This window comes from Micromonospora sp. NPDC052213, from assembly GCF_040679695.1.
Taxonomy (GTDB): Bacteria; Actinomycetota; Actinomycetes; order Mycobacteriales; family Micromonosporaceae; genus Micromonospora.
This window is the reverse complement of record NZ_JBFAVI010000163.1, coordinates 1-16004: the sequence shown is the minus strand read 5'-3', so window position 1 is coordinate 16004 and position 16004 is coordinate 1. Positions and strand designations below refer to the sequence as shown.

General features: G+C 71.9%; 9 protein-coding genes. 2 read left to right on the top strand and 7 right to left on the bottom strand.

Going from position 1 to position 16004, the window contains the following annotated elements; translation table 11 throughout:
- Nucleotides 1-33 precede the first annotated feature (33 nt).
- From AB0L34_RS27515 to htpG, 7 genes are all read right to left on the bottom strand, one after another.
- Nucleotides 34-4077 carry a ThuA domain-containing protein gene (locus tag AB0L34_RS27515; protein WP_363707845.1) on the bottom strand — a complete coding sequence of 1348 codons (4044 nt, stop codon included), beginning with the start codon at nucleotides 4075-4077 and terminating at the stop codon, nucleotides 34-36.
- Nucleotides 4078-4264: 187 nt separating this feature from the next.
- Complete coding sequence (locus AB0L34_RS27510) at nucleotides 4265-5443, bottom strand: multicopper oxidase domain-containing protein (protein WP_363707843.1); 1179 nt, start codon at nucleotides 5441-5443, stop codon at nucleotides 4265-4267.
- Nucleotides 5440-6408 (bottom strand): sugar phosphate isomerase/epimerase, encoded by a 969-nt coding sequence (locus AB0L34_RS27505; protein WP_363707841.1) that lies wholly within the window; start codon nucleotides 6406-6408, stop codon nucleotides 5440-5442. The genes AB0L34_RS27510 and AB0L34_RS27505 overlap by 4 nt, the downstream gene beginning before the upstream one ends.
- Nucleotides 6409-6426: 18 nt before the next feature.
- On the bottom strand, nucleotides 6427-9579 hold the full coding sequence (locus tag AB0L34_RS27500) for a family 16 glycoside hydrolase (RefSeq protein WP_363707839.1): 3153 nt from the start codon (nucleotides 9577-9579) through the stop codon (nucleotides 6427-6429).
- A gap of 674 nt (nucleotides 9580-10253) precedes the next feature.
- Complete coding sequence (locus tag AB0L34_RS27495; RefSeq protein ID WP_363707837.1) at nucleotides 10254-11177, bottom strand: diacylglycerol kinase family protein; 924 nt, start codon at nucleotides 11175-11177, stop codon at nucleotides 10254-10256.
- A 97-nt stretch (nucleotides 11178-11274) separates the two neighbouring features.
- Nucleotides 11275-11640 (bottom strand): hypothetical protein, encoded by a 366-nt coding sequence (locus tag AB0L34_RS27490; RefSeq protein ID WP_363707835.1) that lies wholly within the window; start codon nucleotides 11638-11640, stop codon nucleotides 11275-11277.
- A 57-nt stretch (nucleotides 11641-11697) separates the two neighbouring features.
- Nucleotides 11698-13626 carry a molecular chaperone HtpG gene (gene htpG, locus AB0L34_RS27485; protein WP_363707833.1) on the bottom strand — a complete coding sequence of 643 codons (1929 nt, stop codon included), beginning with the start codon at nucleotides 13624-13626 and terminating at the stop codon, nucleotides 11698-11700.
- Between the two features lie 241 nt (nucleotides 13627-13867).
- Between htpG and AB0L34_RS27480 the strand changes: the two genes are divergently transcribed.
- Both AB0L34_RS27480 and AB0L34_RS27475 read left to right on the top strand, forming a co-directional pair.
- Nucleotides 13868-14227 (top strand): hypothetical protein, encoded by a 360-nt coding sequence (locus AB0L34_RS27480; protein WP_357464195.1) that lies wholly within the window; start codon nucleotides 13868-13870, stop codon nucleotides 14225-14227.
- Nucleotides 14214-15245, top strand: coding sequence for a hypothetical protein (locus AB0L34_RS27475; protein WP_363707831.1), 1032 nt, complete (start codon nucleotides 14214-14216; stop codon nucleotides 15243-15245). Before AB0L34_RS27480 ends, AB0L34_RS27475 begins: the two co-directional genes overlap by 14 nt.
- The last annotated feature ends 759 nt before the right edge of the window (nucleotides 15246-16004 follow it).

Sequence of the window (16004 nt, the reverse complement as noted above, 5' to 3'; positions counted from 1 at the left end):
CGGAGGATCACCTCCGCACCCGGCGCCTGGCTGCTACAGCTCCCGCACCCGCACGTTGCGGATCTCGATCAGGTCGCTGTTGCCGTGGTTCTGCAACCCGACGTATCCGCTCAGGAACTGGCGCAGGTCCGTGGGCGGGTCGCCCTGGCGGGACGAGGCCTTGCCCGGCGTGTTGTCGAACTTGTTGATCACGACGCCGTTTCGGGTGATCGTGTAGTGCTGCCCGACCACCCGGATCTCGTAGTCGTTCCACTGGCCCTTCGGGGTCACCCCGGCCTGGTCCAGCCCGATCGGGTCGAAGTTGTAGATCGACCCGGTCTTCTGCGGCTCGCCGGTGGGGCCGTCGTAGATCTGGATCTCGTGGCCGCAGTAGATGGCCACCCATGCCTGGGAACTACGGGCCGACCCGACCGTCCCGCAGCTGCCGGCCGGTCGCTGGTCGAGCGGGATTCTGGGATCCGGGAACCGGACGAAGGCGCCGCTGTTGGCGTACGTGTTGCCGGTGGAGACGTCCCGGAACTGCAGCCGCAGGGAGAAGTCCGCGAACTCCTGCTTGGCGTACCAGAGCATGCCGAGCCCGCCCGAGCTGCGGATCGAGCCGTCCGGCTGGAGCGTGAACGACCCGCCGGGCGCCTGCCGCCAGTCGGCGAGCGAGCCCGCCGAGCCGTCGAAGATCGGCTGGTAGCCGGGGGCCTTGCCGATCGGCGACTGGGCGGCGGCCTTCTGCAGCGCGGACGCCTCGCGGCTGTCGAGGACGCCGGCCTTGCGCAGGTCGCCCACCACAGCGGCGACGTGGCTCACGAACTGGCCGTGGTCGGTCCACATGCGCTCGTCGTCGATCAGGTCGTTGACCGTGCAGTCGCCGCCCACCTCGTGGTTGGTCACCCCGGTGTCGGTGTCGAGCATCCGCACGGTCCTGCGGGTGTCCGGTGCGGCGCAGCCGACGACCACCTCGATCGTGCCGGTGGCCACCTCGCCGTCGGCGTAGGTCACCTTCACCGTCGCCTGGTAGGTGCCGAACTTCGCGTACGTGTGGGTGGGGTCGGCCTCGCGCGACGGCGCGCTGCCGTCACCGAAGTTCCACTCCCAGGCCACGCCGCCGGCCTTCGCGCTGGAGAAGGCGATGGTCTTCGGGTTGCTCTGCGCGACGGCCCGCGCGGTGGCGTGGTTCGGGTTCGGCGTGGCCGGGCCGCCCTGGTAGGCGATCCGGATCAGCTTCTGGTTCGGGTGCAGGCTGAAGAACCCGCCGGCGTAGTCCAGCAGGTAGAGCGCGCCGTCCGGGCCGAACTTGGCGTCCATCCAGGACTGGAGCTGGGTGCCGCCGCTGCCCGAGCGGATGATGCTGCGCAGGTCCTCGGCGAAGGCCGGGGGTCCCTGCTTCGGCACGTTCGCCGGGTCGACGGTCACCGCGACGCGGTTGTTGGCGTTGGACTGGTCACCGATGAACCACTTGTTGTCCCAGTACGCCGGCCAGGCCACGCCGCTGTCGACGTCGACCTTCTCCCGCTGGTAGGTGGGGCCGTCCATGATCGCCTGGCCGCCGCCCTTGAGGTACGGCTGGGTGAACGTCTCCTGCCCGACCTGGTAGGTCGGCAGGCCGCTGCCGTCGGTGCGCTTCGGGTAGACCGGGCCACCGCCCTGCGGCGAGTACCAGATCATGTTGTCCCGCGCCGGCGGGATGTCGACCAGCCCGGTGTTGCGCGGCGAGGTGTTCTTCAGGTTGTCGCAGTCGTACCAGCCGGCGAGCACGTTGGCGTCGGTGTTGCTGCGGTCCCGGTAGGGCTGCCGGTTGCCCATGCAGTACGGCCAGCCCTGGTTGCCGGCGGAGGTGATGATCGTCGCCGTCTCGTACTTCGCCGGTCCGAGCTCCGGGTTGGGGCCACCGGCGTCCGGGCCGACCCACGCGGCGGTCAGCCAGTCGTTGACCGGGTCCCAGGCGATCCGCGCGATGTTGCGGACACCCATCACGTAGATCTCCGGGCGGGTCTTGCCGCCGCCCTCCTCCTTGCCGGTGAACAGGTTGCCGTCGGGGATGGTGTAGGTGCCGTCCGGCTCCGGGTGGATCCGCAGGATCTTGCCGTTGAGGTCGTTGGTGTTGCCGGAGGTACGCCGGGCGTCCTGGAACGACACGCCCTGGTACTCCTGGGTCCAGTTGTTGCCGGAGTAGCCGCTGGAGCCGCCGGACGAGTTGCTGTCGCCGGTACCGATGTAGAGGTTGCCGCTCTCGTCGAAGGTCATGCCACCGCCCGCGTGGCAGCAGCTGTGGATCTGCGTGTCCCAGCGCAGCAGGTCCTTGCGGGTGCCCTGGTCGATGGTCTGCTTCGCGGCGTCGTAGGTGAACCGGGACACCGTCCGCTGGCCGATCCGCTTGACCCGGTCGATCGACTCGTGCGGCATCCAGTAGACGTAGATCCAGCGGTTCTGCGCGAACTGCGGGTCGAGGGTGATGCCGACCAGGCCCTCCTCGTTCTTCACCAGTTCGCTGCCGCTGCCCCGGTTGCCCATCACGGCGAGGGTGGTGAGGAGCTTGACCTGCTTGGTCTTCGGGTCCCACTGGTGGATGGTCCCGCAGCCGAGGCCGACCTTGGGGTCGTCCCAGCTGACGACCGGCCCGGACGGGCAGGCCGCCTTGCCGACGTAGAACACCGTGCCGTCGGGCGCGATGGTCAGGCCGTGCGGCTCGCCGATCTGGTCGAGCTGGCCCGGCTGGTTGGTGGCGGTCAGCCGCTCGATCCGGTAGTTCGAGGCGACGGTCGCCTGGCAGTCGCCGCGGACCAGCCCGGCGGTCCACCTGATCGCGCCGAGCAGGTGGCTGCGGAACTGCTTGTCGGTGGTGTAGCTGGCCTCGGTACGCCCCATGCCGGTGTAGAAGGACCGGCCGCCGTCGTAGTCCTGGCACCAGGAGATCGGGTGGAAGGGACCGTTGCCGCTCAGGCCCGGGTTGTAGGTGCCCTCCTCGACCTGCGCGACGGTGTGCACCCGGCCGGTCGGGCTCGGGTCCCAGTTGATCCACTGGTCGGAACGCTTCCAGGTCAGCGGCAGGCCCTGGTTGGCCGGGTGCTGCCGGTCGGTGAGGTCGACCACGGCCTGCTGCACCGTGCTGTCCGGCGGCGGGCCGGCGTCGGGGCCGATCAGCCACAGCTCGGCGAGCTGGATCAGCGGTTCCCCGCTGTTGGCGGTGACGTTGAGCCGGTAGTGCTGGTAGGCCTTGCTGTTGGTGAAGCTGAACTGCCGAGTCTGGAACCGCTGCGGGAACGTCTCGTTGCTGCGGGTGTCCAGGTCCGTCCAGGTGGTCCCGTCCTCGGAGCCCTGCAGGGTCCAGTTCTTCGGGTCCCGGCCGGGGAAGTCGTTGGCGGAGGTCAGCGCGTAGCGGCTCACCACCACCGGCTTCGCCAGCTTCACCGCCAGCCAGCCGGTCGGGTTGAAGGTCAGCCACTTGGTCCCGGTCGACCCGTCGATCGCCTTCGCGGCGGTCTCGTTCGGCGGGTTCTCCGCGCTCGCCGAGGCGGAGACGGGCTTCTCGGCGTTCGGCAGGCCGGCGGCCGGGCGGGTGCCGATCAGGCCGGTGAACCAGGCGGAGGTGGGTTGGGCGCGGGCCGCGTCGTGCACGCCGAGGAAACCGCCGCCGCCCTTGATGTACGCCTGGAACGCGGCCTCCTGGGCGTCGTCGAGGGTGACCCCGTTGGCGGACAGGAACACCACGCTCCGGTACCGGGCCAGGTTGCCGAAGGTGAACACCCCCGGGTCGGCGGACGCGTCGACGGCGAAGCCGTGCTCCGCGCCCAGGTCCCGGATCGCGTCGACAGCCTTGGTGACCGGGTCGTCCTGCTGGTCCACCGGACCGTGGAAGACCAGCAGCTTCACCGCGGCAGCGGCCTCGGCGGGTGCCGCCTGCACGGGCGTCGGGCCGGCGGCGTGCGCGGGCAGGGCCAGCAGGCCGAGCGTCAGCACGGCGCTCGCGGCGAGGGCGCTCGTGCGTCGGAGGGCCCGGCGGGTGACCGGTGGTCGGGAGGCTGTGACGTCGACGGGCCGACGTCCGCCCCATCGGGACAGCCGGAAACGGCGTTGTTGGGCCATTTCGACTCCTTCACGGGTGAGGTGTGGCGGAGGTGCGTTGTCCGAGCGGGTCGAGCAGGAGACGGTGCGGTCAGGAGATGCCGGCGGGCCACGGCGGTGACGCGGTCCGGGGTGACCGCCGGTCCGTGCAGCTCCGGACGGACCGGCGGCTGGCGCCCCTCGCCAGCGGCGCGGTGGCCGTCGGCGGTCAGTTGTGCTGGTGCTGCCCGGCGTCGGCGGTGGTGCCGGTGGCGTTCGCCGGGTGGGAGTGGTGGCCGTGGCCCGGAGGCATCGCCCCGTCCTCGTCCAGGACGTGCAGCATGGTCGACATGCCGCCGTCGGAGTGGAACTGCATGTGGCAGTGCAGCATCCAGTGCCCCGGTCCGACCGAGTCACTGGCCGTCACCTGGAACCCGAACGAGTCGCCGGGGCCGAGCGGCTTGTTGTCGATGATCGGGATGCCGTCGGCGAACGGCTGTCCGTTGTCCACCAGGCCGGTCCGGGTGTCCGCCCAGGAGTGGCCGTGCAGGTGGAAGGTGTGCATGTCGTTGCCGATGCCGACGACGATGAACTCGACCTTCTCCCCCTTGCGGGCGACCAGGCAGGTCGGCCCCGGCTGCGGGTTCTGCGCGTCGCAGGTGTCGGCGGCCGCGCCGCGGCGCAGGTTGATGCTCTGCCGATCGCCGAAGACCACCGTGTAGGTGCGATCCGGTTTCGGGTCGCCGGGTCGCCGGACCACCAGCCCGCCGAAGAGCCCCGCGCCGAGGCCCTGGGTGCCGTGCGGACCGCCCACCACGTGGTCGTGGTACCACCAGTAGCCGGCCGTGCCCGGCGAACCGGTCTTCCTGTTCCGCTGCTGGGCGAACCAGGTGTACGTGCGCGACTCGCCGGGCGGGACGAAGGAGCCGCTCTGCACGGTGCCGTCGGAGAGCTGGGTGTACTTGACCCCGTGCACGTGCAGCGAGACGCCCAGCGGATGCGCCGGGTCGGTACGCAGCTGCGTCAGGGTGGCCGCCGGCACCAGGTTGTGCAGGGTGATGGCGACGCATTCCCCCTCGGTCATCTCGATCGTCGGGCCCGGGTAGGAGGCCGTCTGCGGGGTGAGGCCGTAGCCGAGCCGGATCTGGGTGCCGTCCTTGGGCAGCTCCACCGCGTACAGCTGCATGCTGCGGTCCGGCCTGGCGCAGCCTTCCGGCCGTTCGGCGAAGAACGCCCCGGAGCGGGCGGCGGCCAGGCCGCCGGCGCCGACCAGGGTCAGCAGGACGGTGGCCGCCACCACCAGCAGCCGGCGGGTGCTCGGTCCGCGGCGCTTGCCGGCACGGTCGTGCTCGGGCGCGCCGCCGTCCCCGGGCGGTGGGGGGTCCTCGACGAGACGCCAGGCGCTCACCGGTCACCCCGCAGGTCGACGATGCGCTGGTAGCTGCGCTCGGCGGCGCCGAGGGAGCCCGGCGGGTTGGGCTGGGCGTTCGGCCCGGTGTCCTGCTCCCACAGGTACGTGAACCGGCCGCCCCCGTCGAGCTCGGTGAAGAACTCGGCGAACGGGATGACCCCGGCGCCGAACTCGACGTCCAGGTAGGAGTTGCCCTGCTGCGGGTCGGGCAGCGGGACGCCGTCCTTGACGTGGAACAGCGGGAACCGGTGCGGATGCGCGTTGACGTAGTCGACCGGCCGGAACCCCGGGTACTTGCGGGCACCGCCGTACGCCCACAGGATGTCCATCTCCAGGAACACGTACCGGGGATCGGTCAGCTCCAGGAACAGGTCGTACAGCCGCACGTCGGGCCGGTCGACGGCGAAGCTGAACTCGATGGTGTGGTTGTGCTGGTAGAGCTTGATCCCCCGGGCCGCGGCGGCGGCGCCCCACGCGTTGAACTCGGCGGCGGCGGCCTGGTACCCGGCGACGGTGCGGTTGCCGGTGGGCGCCTGCGCGGTGCCGAGGGCCGGCATGCCGAGGGTCTCGGCGACGTCCAGTTCCCACTCCAGGTTGTTCCGGAAGTCGCCGAGCCCGCGGTGGCTGCCGGCCGCCTTCAGCCCGTTGTCGTCGAGCAGCTGGCGGATCTGCGCCGGCGTGATCGGGCCGACGTTGCCCTGGGTGTAGCCGGCGAACTCCACCTCCCGGTAGCCGATGCGGGACAGCTCCTCGAAGACGGCCGCGAAGCCGAACTGCGTGACCTTGTCCCGGACGCTGTAGAGCTGGATGCCCAGGTGCCCGCGCGGCACCAGGTGGCCGTTCGAGGCGTCGCCGGACGCCGTGGCGGGAAGCGCTCCGGCGAGGCTGGCCGCGCCGACCGCGACGGTGGAGCCGGCGAGGCCGCGCAGTAACGCCCGACGGTCGATCCTGTTCTTCGCCATGGTTGTTCCCTTCGATCGTCAGCAGCAGCTGCTCGGGTTGGCAGAGGAGGGCGCGCCGCCGGGGCAGCACGCGGAGAGCGGCGCGATCCGCACGTTGCGGAAGCTCACGACGTCGGCGGTGCCGTGGTTCTGCAGTCCGATGTATCCGCGGGCGTGCTGGCGGCCGGCGCCGCCCGGGTCGTCGGCCCGGGGCGGGCTGAACACCGCGTCCGGGGTGTTCACGTACTCGTTGATCAGTTCGCCGTTGCGGAAGACGGAGTAGTGCTGGCCCACCACCCGGATCTCGTAGTCGTTCCAGGTGCCCTTCGGGGCCACCTTCGCGCCGGCCAGGTCGACCCGGTCGAAGCCGTACACCGATCCGCTCTTGTACTGGTCGCCGTCGGGCCGGTCGTGGATCTGCAGCTCGTGGCCGTACTTGATGGCCACCCACTCGGGGCGGGACTCCTGGGCGTGGCCGTGCACGTCGGGGAAGCGGACGAAGACCCCGCTGTTGGCGCGGCCGGCGCCGGGGGCGTCGTCGCGCCACTGCAGCTTCAGCGAGAAGTCGCCGTACTCGGCGGTGGGTAGCCAGAGCATGCCGAGGCCGGGGACGGCCCGGCTGGTGATCGAGCCGTCGGCGTTGCGGGTGAAGCCGCCCGCGCCGACGTGCTCCCACCGGCCGAACGACGCCGCCGAGGCGTCCAGCAGCGGCTGGTAGCCGTTCTTCCCGTCCGGCTTGCCGACGCCGGAGCGGGCGGCGGCGCTCACCAGGCGACCGTGTTCCTTGTGGTCGATCAGGCCGAGGTGGTGCAGGTGCTCCGCGACGTCCGTGACGTGCTTGACGAACTGGCCGTGGTGGGGCCACGCCTTCTCGTCGTGGATGGCGTTGTTGATCGTGCAGCCGTCGGCGACCACCCGGTTCGGCACGCCGCTGTCCACCGTGCCGAGCCACACCGTCGGCCGGGTGTCCGGCACCGGGCAGGCGCCGGGGCCGCTGGCGACCACGGTGAAGGTGACCGACGCGGTGCCCGAGGTGTTGCCGGCCTTGTCGGTGGCCCGGTAGCTGACCGTGTGCCCGCCGGGCTGGTTCACGGTGACCGGCGCCGAGTAGCGGGCGTACGGCTGCCCGTCGAGGGAGTACTCGATCCGGTCCACGCCCGAGCCGGCGTCGGCGGCGGTGAGGATGACGGTGGCGCTGCCGAGGTAGGCGCCGTGGTCGTCGAGCTGGCCGGAGAGCGCCGCCGTGACGGTCGGCGGGGTGGTGTCCGGCGCCGGCGGGTCGACCACGGTGAACGACACCGACTGGGCGGCCGAGGTGTTGCCGGCCTTGTCGGTGGCCCGGTAGCTGACCGTGTGCTGGCCGACCTGGTTGACGGTGACCGGCGCCGAGTAGGCGGCGTAGGGCTGCCCGTCGAGGGAGTACTCGATCCGGTCCACCCCGGTGCCGGCGTCCGTGGCCGAGATGGTGACCGTGGCGGCGCCGACGTACGCCCCGGCGCTGTCCCGCTGGCCGCTCACCGTGGCGGTCGCCGTGGGTGGCGTGGTGTCCGGGGCGGGCGGCTGCACCACGGTGAACGACACCGACTGCGCGGCCGAGGTGTTGCCCGCCTTGTCCGTCGCCCGGTAGCTCAGCGTGTGCTGCCCCGGCTGGTTGACCGTCACCGGCGCGGAGTAGCCGGCGTAGGCGCCCCCGTCCAGGGAGTACTCGATCCGGTCGACACCCGACTCGGTGTCCGTGGCCGACAGCGTCACGGTGGCGCTGCCGACGTAGGCGCCGTTGTCGTCGCGCTGCCCGGTGACCGCGGCCGTCGCGGTCGGCGGGGTCGTGTCCGGCTCCGGCGGTCGCACCACGGTGAACGACACCGACTGCGCGGCCGAGGTGTTGCCGGCCTTGTCCGTCGCCCGGTAGCTCAGCGTGTGCTGGCCGGGCTGGGTCACCGCGACCGGCGCGGTGTAGGTGGCGTACGGCTGCCCGTCGAGGGAGTACTCGATCCGGTCGACGCCCGACTCCGTGTCGGTGGCCGACAGCGTCACCGTCGCCGAGCCCACGTACGCGCCGTTGTCGTCGCGCTCCCCGGTGAGTGCGGCCGTCGCGGTCGGCGGGGTGGTGTCCGGCTTCGGCGGTTCCACCACCGTGAAGGCGACCGACTGTGCCGCGGAGGTGTTCCCCGCCTTGTCCGTGGCCCGGTACGTCACCGTGTGCTGCCCCGGTTGGTTGACCGTCACCGGCGCCGAGTAGGTGCCGTACGCGCCGCCGTCCAGGGAGTACTCGATCCGGTCGACACCCGACTCGGTGTCCGCGGCCGACAACGTCACCGTCGCCGAGCCCACGTACGCGCCGTTGTCGTCGCGCTGCCCGGTGACCGCGGCCGTCGCGGTCGGTGGGGTCGTGTCCGGCTTCGGCGCCTCCACCACCGTGAACGACACCGACTGCGGGGTCGAGGTGTTGCCCGCCTTGTCGGTGGCCCGGTACGTCACCGTGTGCTGCCCCGGCTGGTTGACCGTCACCGGCGCCGAGTAGGTGCCGTACGCGCCGCCGTCCAGGGAGTACTCGACCCGGTCGACGCCGGAGCCCTCGTCGGTCGCGGACAGCGTCACCGTCGCCGACCCCAGGTAGGCGCCGGTGTCGTTCCGCTCGCCCGACACCGCGGCCGACGCGGTCGGCGGCGTGGTGTCCGAGCCGCCACCGGTGACGACCAGGAGCCCGGTCATCCCGCCGTGGCCCGGGATGGCGCAGAAGTAGCGGTACGTGCCGGGCGAGAGCACCACGTCGACCGTCCACCGGCCCCCGTTGGCGTCCGTCGGGTCGGCCAGGATGTTCACGTCGACGTCGCTGTTGTACGCCGGGTTGGTGGTGTCGAACGTCAGGGTGTGCTGCATGCCGGTGGTGTTGCCGGTCGCGGCGCTGTTCTCGAACACGAGCGTCGCCGGCCCGGCGACGGCGGTGGTGGGCGCGGAGAGGTACGAGAGGAAGTTGTCGCCGGCGGTCCAGGTCAGCACCTGGGCCTGTAGCTGCCGGGGCGGCCCGCTCGCGTCGACTGTCCGTGCGCGGTCCGCGTCGACCGGGCGCGCGTTCGCCGGAGCCGCCACCAGTCCGGCGGTCACCAGCAGCAGGACCGCCGTGGCGACTGCCGCAATCGAATGCCGGAGCCGGCCCACGGAGAGCCGACCGGGCGGTGAGTACCCGTTCATGATTCCTCTTTCACGGTCCGAGAGGGACACCGGCGCAGCGTGCGTCGGCCGGCCGATGTCATGAGTGGTCAGCGCTGCCGCGTCCCGAGGCTTCGGGAGCTGCCCAGGGGCGGCAGGGGCACACCTGTCCGCGGATCCAGGTCGAGCGTCGTCACATGCCCGTACGAACCCTTCATCAGATCGACGGCTTCTTCGTGTCGGCAGCCTGTGCGGCCCCTCCCTGGCCGCACGAGGTCCTCGGCCGTGACCAGCTGTCACGGTCGTCCTGGGTGAACGGGGTCTGCCTGATGCCAGCGCCGAGCCGGTTCGCGCGCGCGTCAGACAGCTGCCACGTCGGGGTGACGGGATGTGAGTGAGAAGGGATGGGCATCGGTCAAGCCACGGAGCGTTTCCGCACCGGGGCGCTGTCTTGGAGCGCCGACCCGGGGTGCCATCCCTGGCCTTACCCGTGGCCGCCGGGCGTGTTGCGCCGCCTGGGACCACGGTCGAGAGTCACCGCGCCGCCGGTTCATCTCGATGAAACATATTGATGTGTCCCGACACTACTGACTTGCCGTCAGCGTGTCCAGACCTTTCGTCGCTGCTGACACTACTTTCATTCAGAATGACGAAAGTCGGCAGCGTCGCAGGTCGTGTGGGCGTTACACCGTGCCAGCACCTGCTTGAGGCGCCGGTCAGGAGACGGGTTCGGGGCAGCAGACCGTCAGCGCACCGGGGACGACCCGCACCTTGAGCCTGGTGACCTCCTTGCGGGCGCCGCCGTCAAGTTCGTACCTGCGCGGCGCCCCGAGGCGGACCCTGACCCTGCGGCCCCGCGTGACGCGTACGAACGGCGACTCCGCCGAGCGGCCGGCGGCCATCCGGCCGAGGGTGCGCGCCCAGTCCACCGCGCCGTCGGCGGTGGACACGCCAACCTCCAGGCAGCCGTCGTCGGGGCGGGCGTCGTCGAAGGCGGGGATGCCGCCGGTGATGGTGCCGACGTTGCCGAACAGCACGCAGCTCGCCTCGCCGTCGAACCACTCGGCGCCGTCGACGGTGATCCGGGTGCGGACCAGTTCGCCCCGGACGTGCCGCAGCCCCGTCCACATGTACGCGAGGCGGCCGAACCTGCCCTTGAGCGTGCGGTCGGCGTCGCGGATGAGGTCGCCGTCGAAGCCGGCGCCGGCCATCACGGCGAAGTGTTCGCCGTTGAGTCTGCCGAGGTCCAGGGCGCGGCGCGGGCCGCGCAGGCCGATCCGGACGGCCTCGGAGAGGTCCTCGGGGATGCCGAGGTTGGCGGCGAAGAGGTTGGCGGTGCCCGCGGGCAGGATCGCCATGGCGGCGCCCGAGCCGGCGAGGGCGTCGGCGCAGCGCTGCACCATGCCGTCGCCGCCCCACACGAAGACCAGCTCGGCGCCCTTCTTCAGCGCCTTACGGACCTTCTTCGGCGCCTTGCGGCTCTTCGGCACCTCGCACCAGATCAGGTTCTCGACCCCGGCGCCGGCCAGCTCCGCGCGTAGCGCGTCGAGGCCGCCGCCGAGGGTCTTCCTGCGGTGGGCGACGACCGCGACCGTGCCGAGGGCCGCCGGCGCGGCGTCCGCCGCGGTACTCGTGCTCATGGCCGGCGGTGATACCCAGCCCGCGCGGTTTCCACGCCCGGGCCGGTGAGGCGGGTCAGCCCCCGGCCGTCATCCGGGGACGCCGGGCGGCTGGCCGTCATCGCGCGTGCGCCAGCCACCGCCAGCGGGGCAGCTCCGCGACCACGGTCAGCAGCACCAGCGCCGTCGTGGCGACGGCCACGCCTCGCGGCCACGCGAACCAGGCCGACACGCCGGCGGCGACCAGTTGCAGCACGACCAGCGCGATGGTGACGATGCCGGGCACCGGAACCAGCACCCGTGGCCTGTCCCCGGGGGTGGCGAAGACCGTCGGCAGCCCCACGAGGACGACCACCGAGGCGACCGCCAGGACCACCGAGTGCGAGGCGAGCGCCCACGGCGTCGCCACCCAGGCGATCAGTTCGGTGACGAACCGCAGCGCGGACGCCGGGCCGGGACGATTGGGCGAGGTCTGTTCGATCACGGCCGCGAGTATGGCCGGTCGGCGGGGGTGTCTGCCCGCCGACCGGCCGGAACAGCGCTACAGGGTACGGGCGAGGCGGTCGGCGAGGATGCGGGTGAACCGGGACGGGTCGGCCAGCTCCCCACCCTCGGCGAGCAGCGCCATGCCGTACAGCAGCTCGGCGGTCTCCTTCAGCGACTCCTCGGTGCCGCCCTCCTCGTGGGCCTTGCGCAGGCCGGTGACGAGCGGGTGCCCCGGGTTCAGCTCCAGGATCCGCTTGACCGCCGGCACCTCGTGCCCCATCGCCCGGTACATCTTCTCCAGCGTCGGGGTGATGTCGTGGGCGTCACCGACGACGCAGGCGGGCGAGGTGGTCAGCCGGGAGGAGAGGCGGACCTCCTTGACGGAGTCGGCGAGGGTGGCACCCATCCAGGTGAGCAGGTCGGCGAAGTCCTTGCGCTGCTGCTCGCGCTCGGCCTCGGCCTCCTTCTTCTCCTCCTCGGTGTCCAGGTCGACCTGGCCCTTGGCGATCGAGCGCAGGGTCCGGCCGTCGTACTGGCCGACGCGCTCGACCCACACCTCGTCGACCGGGTCGGTGAGCAGCAGCACCTCGTAGCCCTTGGCGCGGAACGCCTCCATGTGCGGCGAGTTCTCGATCATCGAGCGGGACTCACCGGTGGCGTAGTAGATGTCGGCCTGCCCGTCCTTCATCCGGCTGACGTAGCCGGCGAGCTCGGTCGGCTCGGCCGGGTCGTGGGTCGAGACGACCGAGAGGATCTCCAGGAGGGTGTCCCGGTTCTCCGTGTCGTCGATCAGGCCCTCCTTGACCGCCGCGCCGAACTCGGTCCAGAAGGTCCGGTAGCGCTCGGCGTGGTTGGCCTTCATGTCCCTGACGGTGGACAGGATCTTCTTGACCAGCCGACGGCGGACCACCTGGATCTGCCGGTCCTGCTGGAGGATCTCCCGGGAGATGTTCAGCGACAGGTCGTGCGCGTCCACCACCCCCTTGACGAAGCGCAGGTAGTTCGGCATGAGCGCTTCGCAGTCGTCCATGATGAAGACGCGCTTGACGTAGAGCTGCACGCCGCGGCGACCCTGCGGGGCGAACAGGTCCAGCGGGGCGTGGGAGGGGATGAACAGCAGCGCCTCGTACTCGAAGGTGCCCTCGCCCTTCATGTGCACGATGTCCAGCGGGTCGGCCCAGTCGTGGCTGACGTGCTTGTAGAACTCCTTGTACTCGGCCTCGTCGACCTCGTCGCGGGGCCGGGCCCAGAGCGCCTTCATCGAGTTGAGCGTCTGGGTCTCGGTCGTGGTCGCGTCGCCCTCGCCCGGGCGCTCGACGGTCATCCGGATCGGCCAGGCGATGAAGTCGGAGTACCGCTTGACGATCTCCCGGATCGTCCACTCGGCGGTGTAGTCGTGCAGGTTGTCCTCGGCGTCCGCCGCCTTGAGGTGCAGGGTCACCGCGGTGCCCTGCGGCACCTCGTCGACCGCCTCGACGGAGTAGGTGCCCTCGCCGGCCGACTCCCAGCGGGTGCCGCCGGTCTCCCCCGCCCGCCGGGTCACCAGCTCCACCCGGTCGGCGACCATGAACGCCGCGTAGAAGCCGACCCCGAACTGGCCGATCAGCTCCTGCCGTGCCCCGGCGTCGGCGGACTCGCGCAGCTTGCGCAGCAGCTCCGCCGTGCCCGACTTGGCGATCGTGCCGATCACCTGGACCACCTCGTCGCGGGACATGCCGATGCCGTTGTCCCGGACGGTCAGCGTGCGCGCCGCCTTGTCGACCTCGATCTCGATGTGCAGGTCGGAGGTGTCGACCTCCAGGTCCTTGTCGACCATCGACGCCAGGCGCAGCTTGTCCAGCGCGTCCGAGGCGTTCGAGATCAGTTCGCGCAGGAAGACGTCCTTGTTCGAGTAGATCGAGTGGACCATCAGCTGGAGCAGCTGACGCGCCTCGGCCTGGAACTCCAACGTCTCGGCCTGGTTACTCACGCCGTGTCCTTTCATCCTCGAAAGCCCACCAGAGGTTCGCCGAAAGGATACGAGCCGTCGCCCACGGCGAGACGACGACGCCCGGTCGAAATCTCCCGACCGGGCGTCATCAGGGGTACCCGCAGGTGGGCCGGGGTTGCGTGCGGCAGGCGCGCATTGCCCGGAGGCTCTACCGTCGACGGTGGCGTCACCGTGGTCGCCGGGAGAGCCGAGGGCTGGTGCGACCGCCGCGTGCGGCGGTCAGTACGGTAGGGATGTGTCTCTATGGATGGCCGCGATGTGGGGGCTGGTCGGCAGCGCGGTGGCCGAGGCGCTCAACCTGTCCGGGATGATGCGCCCGACCACCGAGTCCGGGGGGCGGTGGCAGTGGCCGTGGCGGGACCGGCGGGACGCCCCGATCGTCGTGTTCGCGGTGCTGCTCCGGACCGTGGCCGGCACCGGGCTCGCCGCCGCGGCCGGGGCGGGTGGCCTGGCCACCACCGCCTTCGCCAGCTTCACCTTCGGGGTGGCGGCGCCGCTCGTGATCGCCAAGATGTTCGACCAGGTCCGGGTGACGGAGCAGCCGTCCGACGACACACGTGGCGGACCGAACGGCGAGCACGATGACGCCGCGTGAGAGCCTGCTGGGCAGGTTCGTCTCCGCGCTGTCGGCCCGGCCCGCCGCCACGGCCACGGCCGTTCCCGTGCCGACCCGCACCAGGCTGGCCGCCGCGCTCGCCGCGCGGCCCCTGGCCGCCCGAGCGGCCGGTCACGCCCCAGAGCCCGTCGGGGAACCCGACCACGGGGGGAAGCTGACCCAGCGGGTCAAGGAGGTGCTGGCCGGCATCCTGGGCGTCACCGCCGACCAGTTGCGGGTCGACGCCGACGGCGACGTCGGCATCCGCGTCGGCTCCGCCATGATCTTCGTACGGGCGCAGGACGACCCGCCGCTGGTCGACGTGTTCTCGCCGCTGCTCACCGGGGTCCAGCCGACCGAGTCGCTGTACCGGCGACTCTCCGACCTGACCAACGGTCTCGTCGTCGGCCGCGTCTACTGCACCGGGGACACGGTATGGGCGTCCGTGCCCGTCTTCGGGCAGGACTTCGTGCCCACCCACCTGCTGCTGGCCGTACGGGCCATGGTCGAGCTCGCCGACGACCTCGACGACCAGCTCCGGCGGGAGTTCGGCGGCAGCCGATTCTTCGGCGAGGAGTCATCGGGCCTGGCGGCTGTGCCCGATCCGACCGGCTACCTGCGTGACCTCGACCGGGCCGGCGCGAGCGGAGCAGGCAGCGTCCTGGTCGACCTGCTGGCCGACCGGGGGCGGACGGAGGAGCTGCGGGCCCGCGCCGAGCACGGCGACTGGCACGCCGCCGCCCGGCTCGCCGCGCTGCTCGCCGGGGAGGGGCGCGCCGACGAGGCCGAACGGTACTGGCGGATCGCCGCCGACCAGGGCGACCCGAGGGCCCGCGACGAGTTGGCCGCCCTGCTGGCCGCCCGGGGCCGGCACGACGAGGCGATCGCGCTGCTGCGGCGGGCGGTCGAGGCCGACGACTGGCGCCCCCTGCCGCTGCTGCTCACGCTGCTCACCGAGCGTGGCTTCGTCGACGAGGCGATCGCGCTGCTGCGCCGCCACGCGGCCACCGGGGACTGACCCCGCGCCGCCGAGCGACGCCGGCCCCGCCGCGCGGCCGGACCGGACCGATCGCCGCCGGCCTGCCGGCCCGGACCGATCGCCGCCGGCCTGCCGAGGGCGGGCGTCATGGGCTCCGTGTGGGCGTCGGGCGACCCGGCCCGGGCGACCGCGCTGTCCCGCCCTGCCGCGCCGGGCATCGCCGCCACAGATGCCCTGGGCCAGCGATGCCCGGCTGTCGGGTGAGCGCCTGCTTGGGGTGTGTGTCCGGTTCGGCGAGAGCTTCCGGGCGCGGTGTGGGGTGCCGTGTCCGGTTGGTGGTGGATTGCGGTGGCGGGGGCCACCGCCCCGGCGGGCATGGGCCGGGGGGTCGGGGCGTTGTAACCATCGTGAGCGCGTGACCCCCGAGCCGATCCCACGGGCCGGGGCGACGGCCGGAATGCCGGCCGGACCCGCGTCGTTACATCCCCCGGGATTGCTGGAGCGGTGGCCGCCGGAATGTGTGGCCCGCCCGGCCGGTTACATCCCCCGGGACCGCGCCCCACCCCCCGAACGCAGGGCGCACCCCCTCTCTTTCTGGCGTGACCTTTCCTTTCCGTGGCACACCCGCCCCCTTTCTGGTGTGTGCCGCGTACCCCCGATCGAAAGGTGCTTCATCATGCGTACCGATCTGATCCGTAAGGCCGCCCTGACCGCTGCCGGCCTCGCCTTCACCGGCGGCGCCATCGCCGGCCCCGTCACCGCCGCCCACGCCGCCCCCACCACCGACACCAAGCCCGC

Excerpts from the sequence above, each read along its gene's own strand:
- htpG (WP_363707833.1), bottom strand. The coding sequence starts at position 13,626 with ATGAAAGGACACGGCGTGAGTAACCAGGCCGAGACGTTGGAGTTCCAG.
- AB0L34_RS27500 (WP_363707839.1), bottom strand. The coding sequence starts at position 9,579 with ATGAACGGGTACTCACCGCCCGGTCGGCTCTCCGTGGGCCGGCTCCGG.
- AB0L34_RS27475 (WP_363707831.1), top strand. The coding sequence starts at position 14,214 with ATGACGCCGCGTGAGAGCCTGCTGGGCAGGTTCGTCTCCGCGCTGTCG.
- AB0L34_RS27515 (WP_363707845.1), bottom strand. The coding sequence starts at position 4,077 with ATGGCCCAACAACGCCGTTTCCGGCTGTCCCGATGGGGCGGACGTCGG.
- AB0L34_RS27495 (WP_363707837.1), bottom strand. The coding sequence starts at position 11,177 with ATGAGCACGAGTACCGCGGCGGACGCCGCGCCGGCGGCCCTCGGCACG.
- AB0L34_RS27505 (WP_363707841.1), bottom strand. The coding sequence starts at position 6,408 with ATGGCGAAGAACAGGATCGACCGTCGGGCGTTACTGCGCGGCCTCGCC.